The following is a 21,838-nucleotide window of genomic DNA, read 5'->3' as shown; positions in this document are numbered from 1 at the left end:
CGCGCGTCCGCTCAGACGCCGGGACGCAGGGACGCCCCGTACACGGCGGCCTGGGTCCGACGCTGCATGCCCAGCTTGGTCAGCAGGATCGAGACATAGTTCTTCACCGTCTTCTCGGCGAGGAAGAGCTTGTCGCCGATCTGACGGTTGGTGTAGCCGTCGGTGATCAGGTCGAGGATCTCCCGTTCCCGCGGGGTGAGGGCATCCACCTTGGACACCTCCCGGATCGGGTTGCGCAGCCGGTCCAGCAGCTTCTGCGTGACGGCCGGGTCGATCAGCGAGCGACCCTCGGCCACCTGCCGGATACCGGCGACCAGGCTCGAGCCGCCGACCTCCTTCAGGAGGTAGCCCGAGGCGCCGGCCATGATCGCGGAGAACAGGGCCTCGTCGTCGTCGAACGACGTCAGGATCACGCACCGGATCTCGGGATGGCCGGAGCGGATCTCGCGGCAGACGTCGATGCCGCTGCCGTCGGGCAGCCGCCCGTCGAGCAGGGCCACGTCGGGACGCGACGTCGGGATCCGACGCAGCGCCTCGGCCGCGGTGCCCGCCTCGCCCACGACGGTGATGTTGGGTTCGGACTTCAGCAGGTCGACGAGACCACGCCGGACGAGCTCGTGGTCGTCCATCAGGAACACCCGGATGTCGTCGGGGCCGCTGACGGCCTCGTTCTCGCTCGTGGTCATAGGGGAATTGCCCATCGCAGTCTCAGACCGCCTTCTGGTTGGTTGTCGATGCTGAGCCGGCCCCCGTACCGCTCAGCCCGGCGACTCAGGTTGTCCAAGCCGCTTCGTCGTGTGCTCGCCTGGATCCCGACCCCGTTGTCGGCGACGGTGATCTCGAGCAGGTTGCCGTCGGTCTCGACCCGCACCTGCACGTGCGAGGCGTGGGCGTACTTGTTCACGTTGGTCAGGGATTCCCGGATCACGGCCTCGACGTCCCCGCCGAGCTCGGCGGTGGCCGGCAGGTCCAGCGGACCGTCCAGCTCCAGCGCGAGCTCGAGGTTGAGCGCCGGGGCCACCTCGTCCACGACCTCGAGGGCGACCTCCTGGAGGGTGCGCATGGTGGGAGTGGACGGCACCAGGCTGAAGATCGAGGACCGGATCTGCCGGACCGTCTCGTCGATGTCCTCGACGTTCTGCAGCAGCCGACGGCGTACCGGGTCCTCCATCGCGCGCTGGGCGGTGGCCTCCACGTTCAGCCCGATGGCGAAGAGCCGTTGCACCACGTGCTCGTTCAGCTCGCGAGCGATCTGGTCCCGCTGCTCCATCCCGCTCAGCCGCTGCTGGTCGGCGCGAGCCTCCACCAGCTGGACGGCCACGGCCACCTGGCCGGCGAAGGTCTCCGCCATGTCCAGCTCGGCCTGGGTGAACGGGGCGAGGCCCGGCCGCCGGATGGTCAGGATCGCGCCCTGACCACGCGCCTCACCCCGCAGCGGCAAGGTGAGCATCGGCCCCATCGGCACCAGCGAGCGCAGCTCGGCTTCGGGGCCGGAGTGCACCCGCTCCATGTCGTCGTGCAGACCGCGGCCGAGCTCCATCGCCCGCCAGGCGATGCTGTTGCCGGCCGGGAGCCGGAGGCCCAGCAGATCCCGGTCGCCCTGGCCCGCCGCAGCGACGACGGCCATGCCGGTCCCGCTCTCGTCGGGAACCACCAGGGCCACCGTGTCCGCTGCGAGCAGCTGGTGGACGATCTTCACGGTCCGGTCCAGCACGGTCAGCGCGTCCTGCTCGCTGCCCAGCAGGTCCTGGCTGAGATGGGCTGCGGCCCGCAGCCACTCCTGGCGGCGGCGGGACTCCTCGTACAGCTGGGCGTTCCCGATCGCGATGCTCGCGGTGGACACCAGAGCCTCGGCGAGCTCCTGGTCGGCGGCGTTGAAGGGGCGGCCCGCGATCTGGTCGGTGAGGTAGAGGACGGCATACAGGCTGTCCCGGCCGAAGATCGGCACGCCGAGGAAGCTCGTCATCGGCGGGTGTCCTTCGGGCAGCCCGCACGAGCTGGGGTCGGCGCCGATGTTGCCGAGCCGGGTGGTCCGAGGGTTCTCGATCATCATGCCCAGCACTCCGCGGCCCTTCGGCAGCTCGCCGATGCCGGCGGCCGTCGCGGCGTCCAGCCCGCTGTGCAGGAACTTGTCGAAGTGGCCGTCGGCCCCGACCACGCCCAGGGCGGCGAACCGGGCGCCGACGACCTCGCGGGAGACGTCGACGATCCGCTGCAGCAGGGTGTCGAGCACCAGCTCGCCGACGATCAGGCCGTAGGCCTCGTGAAAGCGCCGCAGTCGGTGGTGGGAGTCGGCCACCTCGGAGGCATGCTCCACCAGCTGCTCGATCAACGTCTCGATCGGCAGGTGCGGCAAGTCTGGCTGGCCCCCGTCAGCGAGCATGCCGATGCGCGGAAAGCCATCGGGGGAACTCATCCTGCGCCCGAGAGTATGACGGAAACGGCTTCGCCGCTAATCAATGCGCCGATGGGAGTCGATTGTTCCCGCATCGAAACGAGTCGTGAGCGCGTTCGCCGGGCGAGGAGGTGATTCGCGCATCTCGACGACGAAGTCGTGCAAACCGCGTGTCCTCCACGCACACGACTCCGGCACCGAGGGAATTCCTCGGTGCCGGAGCGTGGTGTCGAAAGTCGGTGTTGACTCCCGGGTCCTGGTGGGTGACCCGGCCGGGTGCTCAGCCCACCGAGGTGCGGCTCCAGGCTCCGAGGTTCTTGGCCCCGGTCGGCTGGCCGGTCTTGGTGGCCAGGTCGGCCGTGAGCCCCAGGGCCACGGTGGACGCCTTGGCGGCGATCGTGCTCTTCGGGGCGTAGGCCCCGTCGACCGGGCTGGTCATCAGCGGGTTGATGCTGGTCGACTCCTGGCCGGTGGTGCCGCGGAAGTCGTCGAGGAGGACGAAGGCGTAGGGCTGAGCGCTCTTGCGGGCCCAGACCGCGGCGGAGTTCGGGACCCCGAGGGCCGGCTGGGAGTAGACGTTGCCGTTGGAGGCGATGTTGAGGTTCGAGGCGTCGAAGGCCAGCTCGTAGGACTCGACGGCGAGGACGGCGGTGGCGTCGGGGCCGGCGGCCATGATGTTGTTCACGACGGTGCTGCCGCCGATCACCCAGGGCATCGTCAGGTCGGGCTGCGACCGGCGGGGGTCGTGGCCGGCGACGTTCAGCTGCTGGATCCGGCGGGAGTCCTGAGCCATGGCCACGGCGCGACGGTTGTTGACGATGGTGTTGTTCCAGATGTTGACCTTGTCGCTGTCGGCGATCATCACACCGTCGTAGGCGTTGTTGGCGACGATGTTGTTCACGATGGTGGCGGTCGAGGAGATCTCGATGAAGATCCCGTAGCGGCTGCCGTCCATGATCTCGTTGTTGGCGACCGTGATGTTGTAGGCGGACTCGTCAGCCCAGAACGAGTTGCCGGTGGTACGCAGGATCTCGCTGTTCTTGAAGGTCACGGTCCGGGTGGTGGTGACCTTGATACCGCCGGCCGAGGGACCCGGGTTGAAGTGCTCGTCGTTGCTGTCGGTGACCGAGACGTTGTCGAGGACCAGGTTGTCGGCCTTGCTGGCCTGGATGCCGATCTGGCCGCTGCCGTCGACGGTCGTGTTCTTGATGGTGGAGTTCGGCTTGTAGATCCCGACTCCGCCGGTGGCGCTGTCGAGGATCGTCATGTTGTCGAGGGTCTGGTTCTCGTAGTAGGAGGTGACCGCACCCTGCTGCCAGACCGAGTCGGCGAAGCGACGGATGCCGAAGCCGCGGAGAACCGTGCCGGGCGCCCGGAGCGAGAAGGCCCACTGCAGGTCGGAGGCGACCACCGTCTTGGTGCCCGGGTCGCTCCCCAGGTAGAGCTTGGAGCTGGCGGTGTCGACGTAGAAGCTGCCGGCGACGAGCTTGGCGAGGCTGGCGACCTCCTTCTGCTCCACGTTGTTCACCCAGATCATGTCGGGGTGGGCGGCCATCGGGTAGTCCGGGTTGACGAACTGCCAGCCGGCGGCGGTGCCGTCCGGGGCTCCCTGGGTGTAGGTCGGGCTGGAGTCGAGCTTGAGGTCGTAGGGGGCGGCGAAGGCGCCGCCGACCGCGGTGAAGCCGCTGACGGGCTTGGTGCCGTCGAACCAGACCGCCTCGTTGGGGTAGGGCTGGATGGTGGCCGCGTGGTTCGGGGGCACGATGACCTGCTCGTGGTAGGTGCCGCCCCGCAGCACGATCGTCTGCCCGTTGGTGTTCTTGCTGAGCGCCTTGGTGAGGGTCTTGTAGGGGCTGGTCAGGCTGCCGTTGCCGGTGTCGCTGCCCGAGGGGGAGACGAAGAGGGCGTTGGACGGCACCGGGTAGGTGGCGCTGCCGACCGGGTCGGCGCCGTGCTTGACGTTCAGGGTGGCGCCGGTGTCGGTGTCGGAGCCCGAGCCCGGGTCGACCGGGGCCGGGGTGACGTCGGTGACGGTGAAGTTCTGCGTGGCGACGTCGACGGTGGTGCTGGCCGGGCCGTTGTAGGTCATCAGGCCGGTGTAGCCCGGCTTGGTGACGGCCGTGGCCGCGCTGTCGAGGGTGGTGACCTGCCAGGCCGGCTCGGTGCCGCCGGCGACGTAGACCTTGGCCTTGACCACGACCGGGGCCTCACCCACCGTGGAGAGCTTCATCGTGAGCTTCTGGCCGACGACGACGGGGACGTCGATGACCGGGCCGCGGAGGAAGACGACCTTGCCGGCGTCGTTGCGCATGATCTCCAGGTAGAGCTTGCCGGCCCCGTCGACGCGGATCCGGCTCTGGTAGGAGGAGCCGTCGGCCTGCTTGCGGGACTCGATCGTGTACTGGAAGTCCTTGATGGAGGGGAGCGTGAAGTCCGCACGGACCTCGGCGTCCTCGGCGGAGACGGTGCTCTGGTAGGCGCGGAAGCTGAGACCGGGAGCGAGCTTGCTGACCTTGGCCTCGCTGTTGCCGACCGAGGTGGTCGAGTACTTCGTCAGGTTGTCCCAGGCGCCGCCCGTGCTCGCCGTGCCCCAGCCGGAGGCGACGGTGCGGTCGAAGCCGTCGACCACCACGGCGGTGTCCGCGGCGGCGTTCGTCGGGATCATGAGCGGCGCGGCGCCGGCAGCCAGGGCCAGGGCGGCGGTGAGGAGGATCTTGGCGGAGCGGCGGAACGCGGTCATGGTGGCCTTCTCGGGGGAGGTGGTGGTCTCAGAGGCGGAGGCGGAGGCGGAGGCGGGGGCGGGGGCGGTGACGGCGGTGGTGGCGGTGACAGACATGGCGGACTCCTGGGTCTGGGCGTGCGGCAGCACTTCGAGGGGGGTGTTCGGTGCGGCCGGCTGTGGCCTGGGGAGCGGCGCCTCGTGGGGCGCTGGAAGCTGATACCTCAATACTGTCGAGACGGCGGCCTGCCGCTCAGGGGACAAAGAACCGTCCCCGGTCGTCTTAGGTCCTGTTCTGGTCGGGCCCTCCGGGACCCGAGGTCCCGGGACTTACGGGACCGGGCGGGCCGAGGGTCCCGGGACCTTCGCGCCCCGGACGGCCGGGACCGGTCCGGGTCCTCGGGCGACGCGGGCCACTAGACTGACGCGGTGACGACCGAGCTGGGGATGCCTGTCCTGCGGCCGCTCCCTACTCAGGGCGCGGGGCGGCTGGCCGACCGCTACGGCCGGGTCGCGACCGACCTCAGGCTCTCCCTGACCGATCGGTGCAACCTCCGCTGCACGTACTGCATGCCCGCGGAGGGTCTGGACTGGATGCCCTCGGCGCAGCTGCTGAGCGACGAGGAGGTCGTCCGGCTCGTCCGGGTCGGGGTGGAACGCCTGGGCATCACCACGGTCCGGTTGACGGGCGGGGAACCGTTGCTGCGGCGCAACCTGGAAGGTCTCGTCGCCGCCCTCGCCGGGCTCGAACCCAGGCCGGTGCTCGCCCTGACCACCAACGGCATCGGGCTGGCCGGCCGGGCTGAGGGACTGGCGGCGGCCGGCCTGGACCGCATCAACATCTCCCTGGACACGTTGGAGGACGACACCTTCGCGCGGCTGACCCGCCGTCGGCGACTGGCCGACGTGCTGGCCGGGGTCCGCGCCGCCCGGAGCGCCGGGCTGAACCCGGTCAAGATCAACACCGTCCTGATGCGCGGGGTCAACGACCACGAAGCCGTGTCCCTGCTGGAATGGGCGATGGCCGAGGGCGTCCAGCTGCGCTTCATCGAGCAGATGCCGCTGGACGCCCAGCACGCCTGGCAGCGCCAGACCATGGTCGCCGCCGCGGAGATCTGGGCCCGGCTCGACGCCCGGCACCCGCTCGTGGAGGACCCCGCAGACGCGCTGGCCCGCGGCAGTGCTCCTGCCGAGCTCTTCCGGGTCGCTGGGACGACCCACACCGTGGGCATCATCGCCGCGGTGTCCAAGCCCTTCTGCGGCAGCTGCGACCGGGTACGGCTGACCGCGGACGGGCAGATCCGCACCTGCCTGTTCTCCCGGTCCGAGACCGACCTGCGGTCTGCCCTGCGGTCCGGGGTCGAGGACGCCGAGCTCGCCGGAATCTGGATCGCGGCGATCACGGGCAAGCAGGCGGGCCACGGGATCGACGACCCCTCGTTCCTGCAGCCCGACCGCCCGATGTCGGCGATCGGTGGCTGACATATCCGCATCAGCCCCGGGTATGCTCAGCTGGTGCGCACGACGATCCGGTTGCCTGACGACCTCTACGGGCAGGTGCGCCACCGCGCCCTGGAGACCTCCACCACCGTGACCTCGGTCATCGAGAACGCCCTGCGGGCCGCGCTGGCCCACCCGGAGAGCCCCGGGCAGACCTTCGTCGTCGAGCCCTTCGCGGGTAACGGCACCCAGCCTGGGATCGACCTGACCGGCTCGGCCGCGCTGCTCGAGGCGATGGAGGGCTGACCGATCTGGATGCCGGACGTGAACGTCCTGGTCGCGGCCTACCGGTCAGACGCGCCGCAGCACGAGCAGGCACGCTCGTGGCTGGAGGAGGCCGTCAACGCAGGTGAACCGGTGGGGCTGAGCGACGCGGTCGTGACCGGGTACGTCCGCGTGGTGACCCATCCGCGGGTCTTCGACCAGCCGACGCCCCTGGCCACCGCGCTCGGTCACGTACGGACCCTGCTCGGCTCCGCCGGCACCCTCCGGGTCCTGCCCGGACGGCGGCACTGGGAGGTGGTCGAGGAGCTGTGCACCGCCGGCGACGCCCGCGGCAACCTCGTGGCCGACGCCGCCCACGCCGCCACCGCGCTGGAGGCCGGTGCCACCTGGGTGACCTTCGACCGGGACTTCGCGCGCTTCCCCGGGCTCAGCTGGCGGAGCCCGTAGGCGGCCCGGCCCGAGCGGTCAGAGCGGCAGCGTGTCGCGCAGGAAGGCGCGGCTCGAGAGGAAGGCGCCGAGGGAGTCCCGGTGCTGGTCGCAGGCCAGCCAGTGCTTACGCCGGTCGGGGGTGTGGATCTTCGGGTTCTGCCACTGCAGGTCGGTGGTCGCCTCGGCGCGGCAGCCCTTGGCCGAGCAGATGAGCCCGTCGGGCCCCACCGGCAACGGGTCGACGCCGCGCAGCTCAGGCAACCCGACCCTCGGGCTCGTCCTCGACCACGCCGTCCTCGACCACCGTGCCCTCGACCACCGTGCCCTCGACCACCGTGCCCTCGACCACCGTGCCGGGAGCGAGGTCCACCGGGGCGCCGGCGGTGAGCTGCGGCGCGTCGGCCGGAGCGCCGCGTTCGAACGGGGAGGCGTTGCTGCGCTGGTCGGCCTGGTTGGCCAGCACGACCGCGATGTAGGGCAGGAACACCGCGCAGGCCAGCAGCACCCACCGCAGCCAACCGTGCACGAACAGCATGCTGAGGAAGCAGGCCATCCGGAACGCCATGGTGATCGTGTAGCGCCGGATGCGGCCGTTCATCTCCTCGCTGGTGGACGATCGGGCGTTGGTGATCACCACCGGGGCGGTCCGCTGCGGCTGCGGACCGGGGCTGTCGCGGCCTCGTGGAGCAGGCTCCGGGCCGCGCGTCGGGTCTACCACCGCGCCAGGGTACGCCTGCACACCAGACTCACAGGGGACCACTAGCGTGAGGTCCGTGACGACCGAAACAGCCCCCGTCGACGCGGCTGAGGCCGCTCCGCCATCCGCGACCCCGCGTACCGTCCTGGTCACCGGCGGCAGCAAGGGGATCGGTGCCGGCATCGCCGTCCGCCTGGCCCGGTCCGGCCACCGGGTGGCGGCCACCTACCGCAGCGGGTCCGTGCCCGACGGCGTGCTCGGGGTGCGCTGCGACGTCACCGACGCCGGGCAGGTGGACGCGGCGTTCACCGAGGTCGAGGCCGCCCTCGGCCCCGTCGAGGTGCTGGTGGCCAACGCCGGGATCACCCGGGACACCCTGGTCATGCGGATGTCGGAGGAGGACTGGGATGCCGTGCTGGCCACCAACCTGAGCGGCGCCTTCCGGGTGGCGAAGCGGGCGGTCCGGCCGATGGTCCGGCAGCGTTTCGGCCGGCTCGTCTTCATCTCCTCCGTGGTCGGGCAGCTCGGCTCCGCCGGGCAGGTCAACTACGCGGCGTCCAAGGCCGGTCTGGTCGGGATGGCACGCTCGCTGGCCCGGGAGCTGGGCTCGCGCGGGATCACCGCCAACGTGCTGGCGCCTGGGTTCATCGAGACCGACATGACGGCGGGGCTGCCGGCGGAGACCGTCACGTCCTACGCGGCCTCGATCCCGCTCGGCCGGCTCGGTGCGGTCGACGACGTCGCCGCGGCCGTGGAGTTTCTCGCCTCCGACGCGGCCGGCTACATCACCGGGGCGCTGCTCCCGGTCGACGGCGGGCTGGGCATGGGACACTGACCGGCGCCCGAGCGCCGTCACACCCCGACCTTGACCGATCCCTTCACCCCAGAACTACGCCCAGGAGCAGCCGTGGGAATCCTCGAAGGCAAGACCATCCTCGTCGCCGGGGTCACCCTCGACACCTCGATCGCGTTCCACGTGGCCCGGGTCGCCCAGGCCGAAGGCGCCACGGTGGTGGTGTCGAACTTCGGTCGCGCGATGAGCCTGACCGGACGGGTGATCAAGAAGCTCGACCCGGTTCCGCCGCTGCTGGAGGTCGACGTCACCAACGCCGACCACCTCGCCGGCCTCGCCGGCGCGCTCGGTGAGCACGTGGACCACCTCGACGGCCTGGTGCACTCCCTCGCCTTCGCCAACCCTGAGACCGCACTGGGCGGCAAGTTCCTCTCCACCCCGTGGGCGGACGTGGCCACCGCACTGCAGGTCTCGGCCTACTCCCTCGCCTCGCTGACGATGGCGTGTCGGCCACTGCTCACCACACCCTCATCGGTGGTCGGGCTGACCTTCGACGCGCAGGTGTCCTGGCCGGTGTACGACTGGATGGGTGTCTCCAAGTCGGCGCTGGAGAGCACCAGCCGCTACCTGGCCCGCTACCTCGGGCCGGAGGGTGTGCGGGTGAACCTGGTGGCCGCCGGGCCGCTGGAGACCCTGGCCAAGCGGGCCATCGGCGGTGCGGACACGTTCAACGAGGTCTGGGGGACCCGCGCGCCGCTGGGCTGGGACCCGCGTGACATGGACCCGACGGCCCGGGCCGTCGTCGCGCTGCTCAGCGACTGGTTCCCCAAGACCACGGGCGAGATGCTGCACGTCGACGGCGGCCTGCACTCCACGGGCGCCTGAGCCGGTGACGGCGGAGCCGCCGGCCGGGGCCGCACCCGGCGCGCTGGTCGAGCTCCGGCTGCTGACCGGTCCGAACATCTACTTCCCCCGTCCCGCCGTGAAGCTGACGCTGGACGTCGGTGCCCTGCTCGCGCTGCCCGCCGAGCCGGCGCAGGTACTGGCCGCGGGTCTCGGGCTGGACGCTGCGCGGCCCGGAGCGCCGGGCTCGGCGTTCCGGCAGCGGTTCGCCGCCCGCTGGGTGGGCCGGCTGGTCCGTCGGCTGGCCGCCGCCGCCGGGGTCTCCCGGCTCGCGGTCCGCTCCCGGCCGGGCAGCTCGACCACCGAGCTGGTCGTGGCCTTCCCGTGGCGGAGCTCCGGCCGGGCCGAAGCGCTGGGGGAGTCGGTCGCCCAGGTGCTGGACGCCCTCGCCTCTCGGCCCGAGGATCTCGGGGGTGCCCTGGGTGCGGCGGTGGCGGCGGCCGGAGACCGGGTCCGGACCGCCCCGCGCGGCCGTGCACCGGCGCTGCTGCGGCCGAGCGTGCCGGTGGCCGCGGTCACCGGCACCAACGGCAAGACCACCACCTCCCGGATGCTGGGCCACGTCGCCCGTCGGGCGGGCCGGCTGGTGGGCTGGTCCTCGACCGACGGCGTCTACCTGGACGGCGAGCTGGTCGAGGCGGGGGACTACTCCGGTCCGAGCGGCGCCGCCCAGGTGCTGCGGCACCCCGGGGTCCAGCTGGCGGTCACCGAGACGGCCCGCGGCGGGATCCTTCGGCGAGGGGTCGGGGTGGCCTGGAACGACGTCTCGGTGGTGACGAACATCAGCGCCGACCACCTGGGTCAGGACGGCATCGACACCCTCGACCAGCTGGCCGAGGTCAAGGCGGTGATCACCCGGATCACCAAACCCACCGGCTGGTGCGTGCTCAACGCCGACGACCCGCGGACCTTCGCCATGCGGCTCAGCACGCCGGCCCAGATCTGGGTCTTCACCCGCGCCCCGGACTCACCTTCTGGACGGACGGTGCTGGACGCAGGCGGCCGCGTCACCACGGTGCTGGACGGCTGGGTCACGGTGCTGCGGCCGGGCGCCGACCCGCTGGCCGTCGTCGAGGTGGTCGACGTGCCGATGACCCTGGCCGGCCTGAGCCGGGTGAACGTCGAGAACGTGCTGGCCGTCACCTCGGCCGCCCTCGCCCTCGGCTTCACCGCCGCCGAGGTGGCCGAGGGCCTGACCTCGTTCCTGCCGGGTGAGGACAACCCCGGACGGATGAACGTCTGGACGCTGCCGGTTCCGGGTGCTGCGGGCTCGTCGGGCTCGGTCGCTCCGTCCGGCACGGTCAGCGTGGCGATTGACCTGGCCCACAACGAGGCGGGGCTCGAGGCGTTGCTCGAGGTGCTGCACGGCATCCGGCCGCCCGGCCGGCGGGTGCTGATCGGCGTCGGTACGGCCGGCGACCGGGGCGACGACGTCTTCGTCCGGCTGGGCGAGCTGGCGGCGGTCGGGGCGGACGTGGTCGAGGTCGCCCGGAAGAGCGCCTACCTTCGTGGCCGTCCGCCCGAGCAGATGGGCGCCCTGCTGAGCGAGGGCGCCGCGCACGCCGGCCTGGGCCCCCTGGCTGAGCACCCCGACGAGCTCAGCTGCCTGCGGTCGCTGGTGGGTCAGGCCCGTCCCGGCGATGTGCTGGCCCTGATGACCCACCAGGACCGGGAAGCGGTCGACGCGTGGCTGCTGGCGGCCGGCGGCACCCGAAACGACGCCGCCACGCTGCGGGCCAAGGTCCGGGCCGCCGCCGCTCTCTGAGCCGAGCGCCGTTCCCTGAGCCTGGACGGAGGAGCTCAGCGCTCGTCGACAGCCCAGGGAACGGAGAGCTCAGGCTCCCGAGGCGCCGCCCTCGAGCTGCTCCTCGGGGTCGGAGGTCTCGTCCAGGACGTCGTCCAGGGCCTCGCGGACGGCCTGGCGGGTGGCCAGGCGCACCGAGGCCGCCTGCTGCAGGTCCGCGTTGTCGGCCTCGGCCAGGCGCTTGCGCTCGGTCCGCTCGGCCGCCAGGGCCTGGTCGCGGGCGTAGCGGATCCGTTCGAAGATCTCCATCAGCTGTCCTCTTTCCGTCGGGTGTGTCGATCGTGCGTCAGTCCCCTTACCCAGGTTTGACCGCGCTCAGATGCGGATAGGCCTACTGCTCAGAGGCCCAGCGACACCCCAAGTCAGCGCTCGGGTCTGACGGCGGCGTCGTTTACGCTGTAAAGGCTCGGCAGGACCTCCTGCACGGGCCGGGTGGTCCCAGCTAGGAAGATGAACGCATGACACAAGCAGCCACACAGACCGAGAAGAAGGCGTCGGGGGTTCCCGGCGGCGAGGCGGAGAAGCCGACCCAGGTGCCCGCGAAGGGCTGGCTGCAGATCGCCAAGCGCGGCTGGGCCGAGGCCAAGGCCGACAACGTACCGTTGATGGCTGCGGGCATGGCCTACTACGCCTTCCTGGCGATCTTTCCCGCGCTGATCGCGGCGGTGCTGCTCTACGGGCTGTTCGCCGACCCGGCGACCATCACCCAGCAGATCGACAGCCTCGGGTCGGCGTTGCCCGGTCCGGTCAAGGACCTCATCACCCAGCAGCTGACGATGGCCTCCGGCAGCGGCAAGGCCGGGTTGGGCGCCATCGTCGCCATCCTGCTGGCGCTGTTCAGCGCCTCGGGCGGGATGGGCAACCTGATGACGGCCATCAACACCGCCTACGACGAGGAGGAGACCCGCGGCTTCATCAAGAAGCGGGCCATCGCCCTCGCGCTCACCCTCGGGGCGATCGTCTTCCTGCTGCTCGTCATCGCCCTGGTAGCGGTGCTGCCGGCTGTGCTCGGCTTCCTCGGCACCAGTACCGCCGTCACGATCCTGGTCCAAGTCGTCCGCTGGGTGCTGATCGTCGCGGTGATCACCGTCGCCCTGGCCGTGCTCTACCGTGTGGCGCCCGACCGGGACGCCCCGAAGATGCGCTGGGTCTCGGTCGGCGCCGGCATCGCGACCCTGCTGTGGATCATCGCCTCGGTCGGCTTCTCGCTCTACGTCTCCCAGTTCGGCAGCAGCGGCTACGCCAAGACCTACGGCGCCCTCGCGGGCATCGTGATTCTGCTGCTGTGGCTGTTCATCACCTCCTACGCGATCCTGCTCGGTGCCGAGATCAACGCCGAGTCCGAGCAGCAGACGATCGCCGACACCACCAAGGGCCCCGCCCAGCCCGTCGGGCAGCGGGACGCCGTCAAGGCTGACAGCGTGCCGGAGCCCGAGGACGGGTCCGGCGCCGAGCAGAAGACCAAGCACTGAACCCGAGCCACGACACAGACGCCTGAGCACGAGCTGCGGCGCTGCCGAAGGAGCACTCCCATGACCTCGACCTCCGAACCCACCACGGGCGCCACCGCGCTGGGCTCCGCCAACTCGACCGTCCAGCCGTCGCTGGGTGAGCTCGTCGGCTCGATCTCCACCGACCTGACCCGGCTCGTCCGCGACGAGATGCGGCTGGCCCAGGCCGAGGTCGCCGACAAGGCCAAGAAGGCCGGTGTCGGTGTCGGCGCCTTCGGTGCCGCCGGCGTGCTGGCGCTGTACGGCATCGGCGTCCTGCTGGCCGCCGCGGTACTCGCCCTGGCCCTCGTGCTGCCGGGCTGGCTGGCCGCGCTGATCGTCGGTGTCGTCGTGCTGCTGGTGGCGGGGGTGGCCGCCCTGGTAGGAAAGAAGAAGGTGAACGAGGCAGCGCCGCCCGTGCCCACCCGTACCGTGGCGAGCGTCAAGACCGACGTGGCCGAGATCAAGGAGTCGATCCACCGATGACCGAACACGTCACCCCGCCCCCGGGCGCCGACGCCACCCCCGAGGAGCTGGAGGCCGACCTGGCCGCCACCCGTGCCCGGATCGTCGGCAACGTCGACGCCCTGGCGGAGAAGGTCGACGTCAAGGCCCAGGCCCAGCACAAGGTCGACGACGTCAAGGCCCAGGCCGCCGCCAAGGTGTCGGAGGTGAAGGCGACCGCTCAGGAGAAGGTCGCCGGGGCCCAGGAGAAGGTCGCCGGCGCGCAGGCCAAGGTCACCGCGACCACCCAGGAGCAGGTGGTCGAGCGGGTCAAGGCGCTGCCGCGTCCGGCGCAGCTGGGGCTGGCCGCCGCGCCGGTGCTGCTGGTCGTGCTGTGGCTGGTGCAGCGGGCGAGGAAGTCGTGAGCAACAAGACGGCGCAGCTCGCCTACCGTCCGGTCGGGCTGCTGACCGGCCTGGCCGCCGGGTCGATCGCCGGCGCGCTCTTCAAGCAGATTTGGAAGCGGGTTGCCGACGAGGAGGACGCGCCCGACGCCCTGCAGTCGGAGTACTCCCTGGGCAGCGTGCTGCTGGCGGCGTGCATCCAGGGTGCGATCTTCGCCGTGGTCAAGGCCCTGATCGACCGCGCCGGAGCCAAGGGCTTCGAGCGGCTGACCGGGGAGTGGCCCGGTAGCTGAGGCTCGCCCAGCGCGCCAACCCCAGGGCGCGCCCCAGCACTCAGCCGTCCTCGCACCCTCTCCCGGGCCGAATGGGGACGGTCACTTCACAGCCCTCCGGAACTCGTTGCGCCCTCTGCACAGGGCGCAACGAGGTCCGCGGGCCTGTGAAGTGACCGTCAGATCCGCCCTCCGGGTGGGGGTGGGCCGGGCGAAGGCAGCGCGTCAGGGCGCCGGGGGGACGAAGTCGGGATCGGCCACAGCGTAGCCGGTCCCCTCGCTCTCGCGGTTGACTCCGGGCTGGGCCTGGCGTCCGTAGGACTCGAGCTCGGCCATCACCGCGGCGTGCCGGTCAACGCAGATGATGATCAGGTCGCCCGAGTTGGAGCGCGCGATGGCGTGCCGGGTGGCGTCGATCTCGTCCAGCACCGTCTCCAGCTGGCGGCAGCGCGCCCCCTCGGCCATCGCGGTCCGGGCACCCTCGGTCACCAGACCGGCGACCTCACCGCGGGTCCGCCCCCGTAGCGCGTCGTCCTCGCGGACCACCACCACGTCGAAGTGCTGGGCCGCGATGTGCCCGAGCTCGCGCATGTCGTCGTCGCGGCGGTCGCCGGCGGTCGAGATCACACCGATCCGGGTGACCCGCCCGAGGTCGCTGGCCGCGGCCAGCTGGTCGGCGGTCTTGTCCACGAAGTCGCCCAGCATCCGCATCCCGGGTGCGTTGTGGCAGTAGTCGACGATGACGGTCCGACCCTCCACCGTCACCTCGTTCAGCCGGCCGGGGGAGAGGTAGTAGCTGGTCGAGAAGGTGCGCAGCCCCTGCCGGATGTCGTGCAGCGAGGCGCCGGCGGCGAACGCGGCGGCCGCCGCGGCCATGGCGTTCTGCACGTTCATGGTGGCCCGGCCGCCGAAGGTGGCCGGCAGCAGGTGCGTCCAGGCCAGCTGCATCTTCCGCTGGCCCTCCAGGACGACGATCATGTCGCCGAGGTCGCTGTGCTCCAGGACCACCGCCCGTCCGCCGCGGCGGCAGTGGTCGTCGACCGACTCGCGGATCTCACTGCCCGGCTCCGCCAGGGTGAACCAGACCACCCGGCCGGAACACTTGCGACGCATCGCCCGTACCAACGGGTCGTCGGCGTTGAGGACCGCAAAGCCGTTCCGTGGCACCGCCTCGACGACCACGGCCTTGACGTCGGCCAGCTGCTCCACGGTGTCGATGCCGCGCAGGCCGAGGTGGTCGGGCTGCACGTTGAGCACCACGCCGACGTCGTTCCGCTCGTACCCGAGGCCCTCGCGCAGGATGCCGCCGCGGGCGACCTCGAAGACGGCGAAGTCGACGCGCGGGTTCTGCAGCACCATCTTGGCCGAGCGGGGTCCGGACGCGTCGGAGCGGATCAGCAGCCGCTCGTCGACCACCACGCCGTCGGTGGAGGTCATCCCGACCTTGCGCCCGATGCCCTTGAAGATGTGCGCGATCATCCGCGACGTCGTGGTCTTGCCGTTGGTCCCGGTGACGGCGATGATCGGGATCCGGCTGGGCGTGCCCGGCGGGAACAGCATGTCGATCACCGGTTTGGCCACGTACTGCGGGTCGCCCTCGGTCGGGTGGGTGTGCATCCGGAAGCCGGGCGCGGCGTTGACCTCGCAGATCGCGCCGCCGGTCTCGCGGACCGGCTGGGTGATGTCGGGGGCGATGAAGTCGATGCCCGCGATGTCCAGCCCCACCACGCGAGCCGCCTCCTCGGCGATCTCCACGTTCTCTGGGTGCGCCTCGAAGGTGCGGTCGATCGAGATGCCGCCGGTCGACATGTTGCCGGTCAGCGTCAGCTGCACGGTCTGGCCGGCGGCGGGGACCTCGTCCATGGCCAGACCCTGCTCGGCGACCAGGGCCACCGCCGCGTCGTCCACCGTGATCCGGGTCAGCACCTTCTCGTGGCCGACGCCGCGGCGGGGGTCGGCGTTGGTCCGCTCGACCAGCTCGGTGACCGTCGAGCTCCCGTCGCCGACGACGTGGGCCGGTACCCGCTCGGCGATCGCGGCGATCCTGCCGCCGATGACCAGGCACCGGTAGTCGCGGCCGGTGATGAAGCTCTCCACCATCACCCAGCCGCCGCGGGACTCCTCGTACGCGACCGCGAATGCCGCCCGCACCTCGTCCTCGTCGGCCAGGTCGAGCATCACCCCACGGCCGTGGTTCCCGTCGAGCGGTTTGAGCACGACGGGAAAGCCGGTGCGGCTGGCCAGCCGGACCGCATCCTCCACCGTGCGGACGGCCTTGGAGCGAGGCACCGGCAGGCCAGCGGCGGCCAGCAGGGTGAGGGTGAGCTCCTTGTTGCCGGCGATGTCCACGGCCACCGACGGCGTCTTCGAGGTCATCGTGGCCCGGATCCGCTGGGCGTGCACGCCCTGGCCCAGCTGCACGAGCGAGGAGGTGTTCAGCCGGATCCAGGGGATGTCCCGGCTCACCGCCTCGTCCACGATGGCCTGGGTCGACGGACCGAACGCGGTCCGCTCCCCTCTGACGATGAAGCTCTCGAGCTCGGCCGCGAAGTCGAACGCCGGGTCGGGGGCGACCAGGTCGTTGACCAGGGCGACGGCCAGCTCGCCCGCCGCCAGCCCCACCGACTCGTCGTAGTAGGCGTAGATGAGGTTGTAGCGGCCGCGCTCGCCCTTCACCTGACGGGTCTTGCCCCGGCGCATGTCGTGGCCGACCGCCTGCTGCAGCTGCAGCGCGACGTGCTCGGCCACGTGTCCCAGCCAGGTGCCCTCGTGCAGCCGCTCGACGAAGCCGCCGCGCCTGCCCCGGCTGCAGCTGTGCGCCGCGAGCCCGGGCAGCCGCTCGACCAGCGCGTCGGCGAAGCCGGGCAGCAGGTTGGTCGGGAAGTCTTCGAGCACCCCGAGGTCGACGACGAGGTGGATCGCCTTCTCGTAGTGCCAGACGTTCGGTCCCCGGTAGACCCGGCTGGAGAGGATGCGGAGGTCGGGCTGCGGGGCGGGGCTGGCGGGGTCGCTCACGTGGGTCTCCTCCGAGGTCGGCTGCGCTGATCCTTTCACTTCCGACGCCCCGCCCGGACCGGCGGCTCTCGACATGTGACTATATGGTCACCTATAGTGGCCGCGTGCTCGAGCTGACGGGAACGAGGCAGTCGCCGGGCGACGACGCCGTCTTCCGGGCTCTGGCCGACCCGACCCGTCGTTCGGTGCTCGACGCCCTCTTCGCCGTCGACGGCCAGACGCTCGCCGAGCTGTGTGCGGTGGCCCCGCAGCTGAGCCGCTACGGCGTGATGAAGCACCTCCGGGTGCTCGAGGAGGCCGGACTGCTCACGCGGGTGAGCGCCGGCCGCAGCACCCGGCACCACCTCAACCCCGTCCCCATCGCCCAGATCGCCGAACGCTGGATCGACAAGTACGCCGCTCCGTACGCGAGTGCCCTGCTCGACCTCCGCCGCCAGCTCGACCGACCCGACCCACCCGAACCACCGCCAGACCAGGAGAACCCATGAGCCTCACCGCGCACGTCTACCAGATCTACCTCGCTGCCTCGCCCGAGCAGGTCTGGACGGCGATCACCGACTCGGAGTGGACCCGCCGCTGGTTCCACGGCACCGCATTCGCCGCGCCTCCGGAGCAGGGCCAGACGTACCGGGCCCTCCTGCCGGACGGCAGCCCAGCCGTCGAGGGCGTGGTGGTGGAGCTCCAGCCACCGGCCCCAGGAGTGCCGGGACGATTCGTCCAGACCTGGCACGTCTGCTACGACGAGGACCTGGCCGCCGAGCCGCCCGGACGGGTGGAGTGGACCGTCGAGGAGGCCGGGGACCACCTGACCCGGCTCCGGCTGGTGCACGGCGACCTGCACGAGAGCCCGCAGACGTGGGCGCACGTGCGTGACGGCTGGGTGTGGGTGCTGGACAGCCTCAAGACCGTGCTCGAGACGGGACGGCCGTTGCCTGCGGCGGTGAACGAGCCGGCGCCGGTCGCCGACGGAGACGCCGCGTGGCACCGCCGGCAGGGGGTGACCGCGAACAACGCCACCCGGGACCTGCTGGCGCGTTCCGGACGGGACGCCGAGGCCGACGAGCGGCTGCTGCGGGCGGCCTACACCGCCGCCTACCACTGGGAGCGCGCCGCCGGTGCCGGACCGGAGAACGAGGCGCGCGCCAGCTACATGATCGCCAGGGCCCTGCTGGCCACGGGCCAGGCCGCGGCCGCACTGGCCTCCGCCGAGCGCATCCTGGCACTGTGCCGCCGCTACGACCTGGTCGACTTCGACCTCGCGTACGGCCACGAGGCCCGCGCCCGGGCGTTGGCGGCGCTGAACCGTAGCGCCGAGGCCGCGACCGAGTGGACAGCCGCCCGCGCCGTACCGGTGGCCGACCCCGAGGACCGGGCGATCGTGGAGCGGGACTTCGCCGACCACCCCTGAGGCTGACGACAGGGTCAGGGCCCGTTGCTGGTGCTCACCGCGCGCGGCCCCGTCAGCTTCCGCGGCCCCGCCAGACCCGTCAGCCCCGGCGGCCGCGTCGCAGGTGGCGCGCGTAGTTGGTCGGGGACACGCCCTCGGCGGCGATGTCGAGCGCGAGCTTGCGCAGGTCGGCCTCGGCCGCCCGGGTCTCCGCGATCTCGGCGTCGGCGACCGGTTCGGCGTGGGCGACCAGGGTGCGGGTCTCCAGGTCGAAGACGCTGCCCGCGGGCAGGACATGCAGCACCGCGCCGGACATCAGCAGCGGTGCCGTCCGCTGCGCGCTGAAGGCGTTGGAGACCAGCGAGCGGCCGTCGACCACCGTCACGGCACCGCGCCCGACCACCTCCAGCTGGCTGCCCCCGCGGACGACCGCGGCGGTGTCCTCGTCCACGCCCATCCCCAGCAGCGAGGGCGACTGGGCCACCAGCGACAGCAGCCGGCCGTAGCGGTTGCGCTGCTCGAAATGCTGGTCGATCACCACCCCGCCGATCAGCCCGAGCCCCACCGAGAGCTGGCTCATCCGCTGTCGGGGGGTCGAGCCGCCGACGCCGAAGGCGATCATGTGCTCGGCCAGGATGCTGGCGCCGGCCGACGTGCCGCCGACGACGGCGCCCCGCCGGTAGGCCGCGATGATGGCGTCGCCGAAGGTGGTGCCGGTGATGAACGAGCTCAGCTTGAGCTGGTTGCCGCCGGTCATGAAGACCGCGTCGACGTCGGCGAGCTGGGCGGCGAGCCCAGCGTCCTGCGCCTCGGCCCGGCTCTGGGGCCGCACCGGGACGACCTCGGCCGCGCCCAGGCTGGTGAAGACAGCCTGGTAGACCTCGATCACCTCGGGGCCGAGCGAGGACGCCGTGGGAACCACCGCGATCCGGGCCTCGCTGCCGCCGGCGGCGGCCACGAACGAGCGCAGCACGCTCCGACGGCGCAGCTTCGCCTCAGCGCCGCCGATCGCGTAGAGGGTGCCCAGGGGAGGCGCTGCTGCAGAAGGATGGGGGTCGGGCATGGCATACAGGCTACGGAAGCGCACCGACAGTTCCCGCCGACCCGGCTGAGCGCCGGCGGCCGACCGCTCAGCCCATCCAGCTCGCGGCGGCGCAGAGAGCGTCGGCAGCGGCCCGGTGCAGCCGCCGGAGCTCGACCGCGCGGACGCTGGCCTCGTACGCGCTGACGGCGGCGCCGTCGGAACTCAACGCGGTCTCACAGGCCAGCAGCAGTCGTGCGGCCCGGTCCGCCGCGAGCCGCTGCCGCGAGCTGTAGCCGGGGGCCAGATCGGCCGTCGGGTCGCTGGCAGGCCGGCTGCCGGCGGCCACGTCGAGCCGCGCCAGGGTGGCGGCCGCGCTGATCACGGTCTCGCTCAGCGCCCGCTCCGCGTCGTAGGAGGTGAGCGGGGTGAACGGCCGCTCGGCCGGGTGCACCCGCCACTGGACGCCGCGGCCGACGGCGTGCGGCACCAGGGCGATCCCGCCGCTGCCGGCCAGCACCACCTCACCGGCCTCCAACGCCGCCCGGTTGAGTCCGACGGGGCCGCGAAGCGCACCCGGCGCGCCCGGCTGCGGCAGGGCCAGCACCCACATCTCCTGCTCCCGACCGGCGATCACGGCGATGGCGTCGGCCAGCGCCGTGGCCCGGAGCGGGTCGATGCCGAGCAGGTCCTCGGGGTCGACCACGTGGTGGGCGACGTCGTCGCCGACCACGGCCGCGGCGGCCTGGGCGGGACTGCGCCGGAACCGCAGCACGGCGTTCAGGTTGACCGTCAACCGCAGCGAGGGGAGCGCCTGCACCCGACCACGATAGGCGGCCCGCGAAGAGCGGGGCCGGGAACGTCGACGCCGCACCGGCTGCCCGGTCGGGTCGTGGCCGGACGATAGGTTGACCCGCATGGCCGCAGTCGTCGATCTCGCCGGAGTCAGCATCGTCCGCGGAGGTGCCACCCTGCTGGACGACGTCGACTGGAGTGTCGACGAGGCGGACCGCTGGGTGGTCGTCGGCCCCAACGGCGCCGGAAAGACGACGCTGCTGCAGCTGCTGGCAGCCCAGATCCACCCCTCGAGCGGGGTGATTGGGCTGCTGGGGGAGGTGCTGGGCACCGTCGACGTCTTCGAGCTGCGACCCCGGATCGGCATCACCTCGGCCGCGCTGGCCGAGAGGATCCCGCGAGGCGAGCGGGTGCACGACGTCGTCGTGTCCGCCTCCTACGCCGTGCTCGGACGCTGGCGCGAGGACTACGACGAGCTCGACCACCAGCGCGCCGCGGAGCTGCTGACGTCACTGCGGATCGCGCACCTCGCCGACCGCACCTTCGGCACCCTCAGCGAGGGCGAGCGCAAGCGGGTACAAATCGCTCGGGCCCTGATGACCGACCCCGAGCTGCTGCTGCTCGACGAGCCGGCCGCCGGGCTCGACCTTGCGGGTCGGGAGTCGCTGGTCCGCACGCTCAGTGACCTGGCCACCGACGCGTACGCGCCGGCCTCGGTGCTGGTCACCCACCACGTGGAGGAGATCCCGGCCGGCATCACGCACGCGCTGCTGCTCAAGCGTGGCCGGGTGGTGGCGGCCGGGCCGCTGCGCGAGACGCTCACGGCCGACAACCTCACCGCCACCTTCGAGCTGCCGCTGACCCTCACCGAGACCGACGGCCGGTGGGCCGCGCGTGCCGGCTGAGGACGGCCGGGTGAGGAGCGGCGACCGGTCCGGTGCGGCTGCGGTCTTCGAGCGGTCTGGCACGATGGAGGCAGGTCCGGCGGACGCCGTCCCGACACGCAGGAGCCGACGATGCCTGAGAACCTGACCGACTGGCTGGGCGACCATGCCTGGGCGATCTGGATGAGCATCGCCTTCCTGCTGGCGGTGGCCGAGATCGTCTCACTCGACCTGGTGCTGATCATGCTGGCCGTCGGAGCGTTCGCCGGAGGCATCGTCGCCGTGGCGGCCCCCAGCCTGTGGTGGCTGCAGGTGCTGACGGCGGCGGGCGTGAGCGTCGGCATGCTGGCCCTGCTGCGCCCGACGCTGCTGGCCCGGGTGCGCAACATGCCGGGTTACCGCTCCTCGACCGCCAAGCTCGTGGGCAGTACCGGGCTCGCGATCTCCCAGGTCGACCGGGCCGGCGGCGAGATCAAGATCGACGGGCAGAGCTGGTCGGCTCGTCCGTACTCGACCGACGTCGTCATCGATGCCGGCACCGAGATCGAGGTCTACGAGATCGACGGCGCCATCGCGGTCGTCTACCCCAAGTACGGCCAGTTGCCCTGACCGCGCCCGCCCTCCGCGGGCCGTCGTCCCGCGTCGTGCCCTGAGCAGGGAG

23 protein-coding genes are annotated in these 21,838 nt (G+C 71.8%); 14 read left to right on the top strand and 9 right to left on the bottom strand.

The genetic code is table 11. From position 1 onward, the window contains the following. Positions 1-11 precede the first annotated feature (11 nt). From ACFE7W_RS01210 to ACFE7W_RS01200, 3 genes are all read right to left on the bottom strand, one after another. The gene (locus ACFE7W_RS01210; protein WP_375422945.1) at positions 12-686 is read right to left on the bottom strand and encodes a response regulator; all 675 of its coding nucleotides are present in this window, start codon (positions 684-686) and stop codon (positions 12-14) included. Beyond that, complete coding sequence (locus ACFE7W_RS01205; protein WP_375422944.1) at positions 683-2,416, bottom strand: GAF domain-containing protein; 1,734 nt, start codon at positions 2,414-2,416, stop codon at positions 683-685. Before ACFE7W_RS01205 ends, ACFE7W_RS01210 begins: the two co-directional genes overlap by 4 nt. Before the next feature lie 259 nt (positions 2,417-2,675). Further along, the gene (locus tag ACFE7W_RS01200) at positions 2,676-5,231 is read right to left on the bottom strand and encodes a right-handed parallel beta-helix repeat-containing protein (RefSeq protein WP_375422943.1); all 2,556 of its coding nucleotides are present in this window, start codon (positions 5,229-5,231) and stop codon (positions 2,676-2,678) included. Positions 5,232-5,561: 330 nt separating this feature from the next. Between ACFE7W_RS01200 and moaA the strand changes: the two genes are divergently transcribed. The 3 genes from moaA to ACFE7W_RS01185 are packed head-to-tail and all read left to right on the top strand — an operon-like array spanning position 5,562 to position 7,286. Then, positions 5,562-6,596, top strand: a complete 1,035-nt coding sequence (gene moaA / locus ACFE7W_RS01195; RefSeq protein ID WP_375423516.1) for a GTP 3',8-cyclase MoaA — start codon at positions 5,562-5,564, stop codon at positions 6,594-6,596. Between the two features lie 33 nt (positions 6,597-6,629). Beyond that, on the top strand, positions 6,630-6,860 hold the full coding sequence (locus ACFE7W_RS01190; protein ID WP_375422942.1) for a ribbon-helix-helix domain-containing protein: 231 nt from the start codon (positions 6,630-6,632) through the stop codon (positions 6,858-6,860). 18 nt (positions 6,861-6,878) lie between these two features. Further along, on the top strand, positions 6,879-7,286 hold the full coding sequence (locus tag ACFE7W_RS01185; protein ID WP_375422941.1) for a TA system VapC family ribonuclease toxin: 408 nt from the start codon (positions 6,879-6,881) through the stop codon (positions 7,284-7,286). A gap of 18 nt (positions 7,287-7,304) precedes the next feature. On the opposite strand, the gene ACFE7W_RS01180 is transcribed toward ACFE7W_RS01185, so the two are convergent. Beyond that, on the bottom strand, positions 7,305-7,529 hold the full coding sequence (locus tag ACFE7W_RS01180; RefSeq protein WP_375422940.1) for an acetone carboxylase: 225 nt from the start codon (positions 7,527-7,529) through the stop codon (positions 7,305-7,307). Then, a complete protein-coding gene (locus ACFE7W_RS01175) occupies positions 7,522-7,986 on the bottom strand; it encodes a DUF3099 domain-containing protein (RefSeq protein ID WP_375422939.1) in 465 nt (154 codons plus the stop codon). The genes ACFE7W_RS01180 and ACFE7W_RS01175 overlap by 8 nt, the downstream gene beginning before the upstream one ends. Before the next feature lie 55 nt (positions 7,987-8,041). Between ACFE7W_RS01175 and fabG the strand changes: the two genes are divergently transcribed. The 3 genes from fabG (at position 8,042) to ACFE7W_RS01160 (ending at position 11,426) form a co-directional block, all read left to right on the top strand. Then, on the top strand, positions 8,042-8,800 hold the full coding sequence (gene fabG / locus ACFE7W_RS01170) for a 3-oxoacyl-ACP reductase FabG (protein ID WP_375422938.1): 759 nt from the start codon (positions 8,042-8,044) through the stop codon (positions 8,798-8,800). Between the two features lie 72 nt (positions 8,801-8,872). Beyond that, complete coding sequence (gene fabI / locus ACFE7W_RS01165) at positions 8,873-9,643, top strand: enoyl-ACP reductase FabI (RefSeq protein ID WP_375422937.1); 771 nt, start codon at positions 8,873-8,875, stop codon at positions 9,641-9,643. 4 nt (positions 9,644-9,647) lie between these two features. After that, a complete protein-coding gene (locus ACFE7W_RS01160; protein WP_375422936.1) occupies positions 9,648-11,426 on the top strand; it encodes a Mur ligase family protein in 1,779 nt (592 codons plus the stop codon). A gap of 69 nt (positions 11,427-11,495) precedes the next feature. Here the strand turns inward: ACFE7W_RS01160 and ACFE7W_RS01155 are convergent, their stop codons facing one another. Next, positions 11,496-11,714, bottom strand: coding sequence for a hypothetical protein (locus tag ACFE7W_RS01155; RefSeq protein WP_375422935.1), 219 nt, complete (start codon positions 11,712-11,714; stop codon positions 11,496-11,498). A gap of 209 nt (positions 11,715-11,923) precedes the next feature. Between ACFE7W_RS01155 and ACFE7W_RS01150 the strand changes: the two genes are divergently transcribed. The 4 genes from ACFE7W_RS01150 to ACFE7W_RS01135 are packed head-to-tail and all read left to right on the top strand — an operon-like array spanning position 11,924 to position 14,096. Continuing rightward, the gene (locus ACFE7W_RS01150; protein ID WP_375422934.1) at positions 11,924-12,937 is read left to right on the top strand and encodes a YihY/virulence factor BrkB family protein; all 1,014 of its coding nucleotides are present in this window, start codon (positions 11,924-11,926) and stop codon (positions 12,935-12,937) included. 60 nt (positions 12,938-12,997) lie between these two features. After that, on the top strand, positions 12,998-13,441 hold the full coding sequence (locus ACFE7W_RS01145) for a phage holin family protein (RefSeq protein WP_375422933.1): 444 nt from the start codon (positions 12,998-13,000) through the stop codon (positions 13,439-13,441). Continuing rightward, a complete protein-coding gene (locus ACFE7W_RS01140) occupies positions 13,438-13,824 on the top strand; it encodes a DUF3618 domain-containing protein (protein WP_375422932.1) in 387 nt (128 codons plus the stop codon). Before ACFE7W_RS01145 ends, ACFE7W_RS01140 begins: the two co-directional genes overlap by 4 nt. Beyond that, positions 13,821-14,096, top strand: coding sequence for a DUF4235 domain-containing protein (locus ACFE7W_RS01135; protein ID WP_375422931.1), 276 nt, complete (start codon positions 13,821-13,823; stop codon positions 14,094-14,096). The genes ACFE7W_RS01140 and ACFE7W_RS01135 overlap by 4 nt, the downstream gene beginning before the upstream one ends. A 204-nt stretch (positions 14,097-14,300) precedes the next feature. Here ACFE7W_RS01135 and cphA read toward each other — a convergent pair whose 3' ends face one another. Beyond that, positions 14,301-17,090 (bottom strand): cyanophycin synthetase, encoded by a 2,790-nt coding sequence (gene cphA, locus ACFE7W_RS01130; RefSeq protein ID WP_375422930.1) that lies wholly within the window; start codon positions 17,088-17,090, stop codon positions 14,301-14,303. Positions 17,091-17,194: 104 nt separating this feature from the next. Between cphA and ACFE7W_RS01125 the strand changes: the two genes are divergently transcribed. Next, positions 17,195-17,578 carry an ArsR/SmtB family transcription factor gene (locus ACFE7W_RS01125; protein ID WP_375422929.1) on the top strand — a complete coding sequence of 128 codons (384 nt, stop codon included), beginning with the start codon at positions 17,195-17,197 and terminating at the stop codon, positions 17,576-17,578. Beyond that, positions 17,575-18,498, top strand: coding sequence for an SRPBCC domain-containing protein (locus ACFE7W_RS01120; protein WP_375422928.1), 924 nt, complete (start codon positions 17,575-17,577; stop codon positions 18,496-18,498). Before ACFE7W_RS01125 ends, ACFE7W_RS01120 begins: the two co-directional genes overlap by 4 nt. 79 nt (positions 18,499-18,577) lie before the next feature. On the opposite strand, the gene ACFE7W_RS01115 is transcribed toward ACFE7W_RS01120, so the two are convergent. Next, complete coding sequence (locus ACFE7W_RS01115; RefSeq protein WP_375422927.1) at positions 18,578-19,540, bottom strand: cyanophycinase; 963 nt, start codon at positions 19,538-19,540, stop codon at positions 18,578-18,580. Between the two features lie 67 nt (positions 19,541-19,607). Then, on the bottom strand, positions 19,608-20,318 hold the full coding sequence (locus tag ACFE7W_RS01110) for a hypothetical protein (protein ID WP_375422926.1): 711 nt from the start codon (positions 20,316-20,318) through the stop codon (positions 19,608-19,610). Between the two features lie 97 nt (positions 20,319-20,415). On the opposite strand from ACFE7W_RS01110, the gene ACFE7W_RS01105 reads away from it, so the two are divergent. Next, complete coding sequence (locus ACFE7W_RS01105) at positions 20,416-21,198, top strand: ABC transporter ATP-binding protein (protein ID WP_375422925.1); 783 nt, start codon at positions 20,416-20,418, stop codon at positions 21,196-21,198. Positions 21,199-21,309: 111 nt separating this feature from the next. Then, positions 21,310-21,786, top strand: coding sequence for an NfeD family protein (locus ACFE7W_RS01100; protein ID WP_375422924.1), 477 nt, complete (start codon positions 21,310-21,312; stop codon positions 21,784-21,786). Positions 21,787-21,838 lie beyond the last annotated feature (52 nt).

The sequence above is a fragment of the uncultured Friedmanniella sp. genome, assembly GCF_964244285.1.
Lineage (GTDB): Bacteria > Actinomycetota > Actinomycetes > Propionibacteriales > Propionibacteriaceae > Microlunatus.
Note: the sequence above shows the minus strand (reverse complement) of the source record. Positions and strands in the feature narration are given on the sequence as shown.

What these genes read in the sequence shown, in the direction of transcription:
- ACFE7W_RS01210 (WP_375422945.1), bottom strand. Translation starts at nt 686, where the DNA reads ATGACCACGAGCGAGAACGAGGCCGTCAGCGGCCCCGACGACATCCGG.
- ACFE7W_RS01205 (WP_375422944.1), bottom strand. Translation starts at nt 2,416, where the DNA reads ATGAGTTCCCCCGATGGCTTTCCGCGCATCGGCATGCTCGCTGACGGG.
- ACFE7W_RS01200 (WP_375422943.1), bottom strand. Translation starts at nt 5,231, where the DNA reads ATGTCTGTCACCGCCACCACCGCCGTCACCGCCCCCGCCCCCGCCTCC.
- moaA (WP_375423516.1), top strand. Translation starts at nt 5,562, where the DNA reads ATGCCTGTCCTGCGGCCGCTCCCTACTCAGGGCGCGGGGCGGCTGGCC.
- ACFE7W_RS01155 (WP_375422935.1), bottom strand. Translation starts at nt 11,714, where the DNA reads ATGGAGATCTTCGAACGGATCCGCTACGCCCGCGACCAGGCCCTGGCG.
- ACFE7W_RS01150 (WP_375422934.1), top strand. Translation starts at nt 11,924, where the DNA reads ATGACACAAGCAGCCACACAGACCGAGAAGAAGGCGTCGGGGGTTCCC.
- ACFE7W_RS01145 (WP_375422933.1), top strand. Translation starts at nt 12,998, where the DNA reads ATGACCTCGACCTCCGAACCCACCACGGGCGCCACCGCGCTGGGCTCC.
- ACFE7W_RS01140 (WP_375422932.1), top strand. Translation starts at nt 13,438, where the DNA reads ATGACCGAACACGTCACCCCGCCCCCGGGCGCCGACGCCACCCCCGAG.
- ACFE7W_RS01120 (WP_375422928.1), top strand. Translation starts at nt 17,575, where the DNA reads ATGAGCCTCACCGCGCACGTCTACCAGATCTACCTCGCTGCCTCGCCC.
- ACFE7W_RS01115 (WP_375422927.1), bottom strand. Translation starts at nt 19,540, where the DNA reads ATGCCCGACCCCCATCCTTCTGCAGCAGCGCCTCCCCTGGGCACCCTC.
- ACFE7W_RS01105 (WP_375422925.1), top strand. Translation starts at nt 20,416, where the DNA reads ATGGCCGCAGTCGTCGATCTCGCCGGAGTCAGCATCGTCCGCGGAGGT.
- ACFE7W_RS01100 (WP_375422924.1), top strand. Translation starts at nt 21,310, where the DNA reads ATGCCTGAGAACCTGACCGACTGGCTGGGCGACCATGCCTGGGCGATC.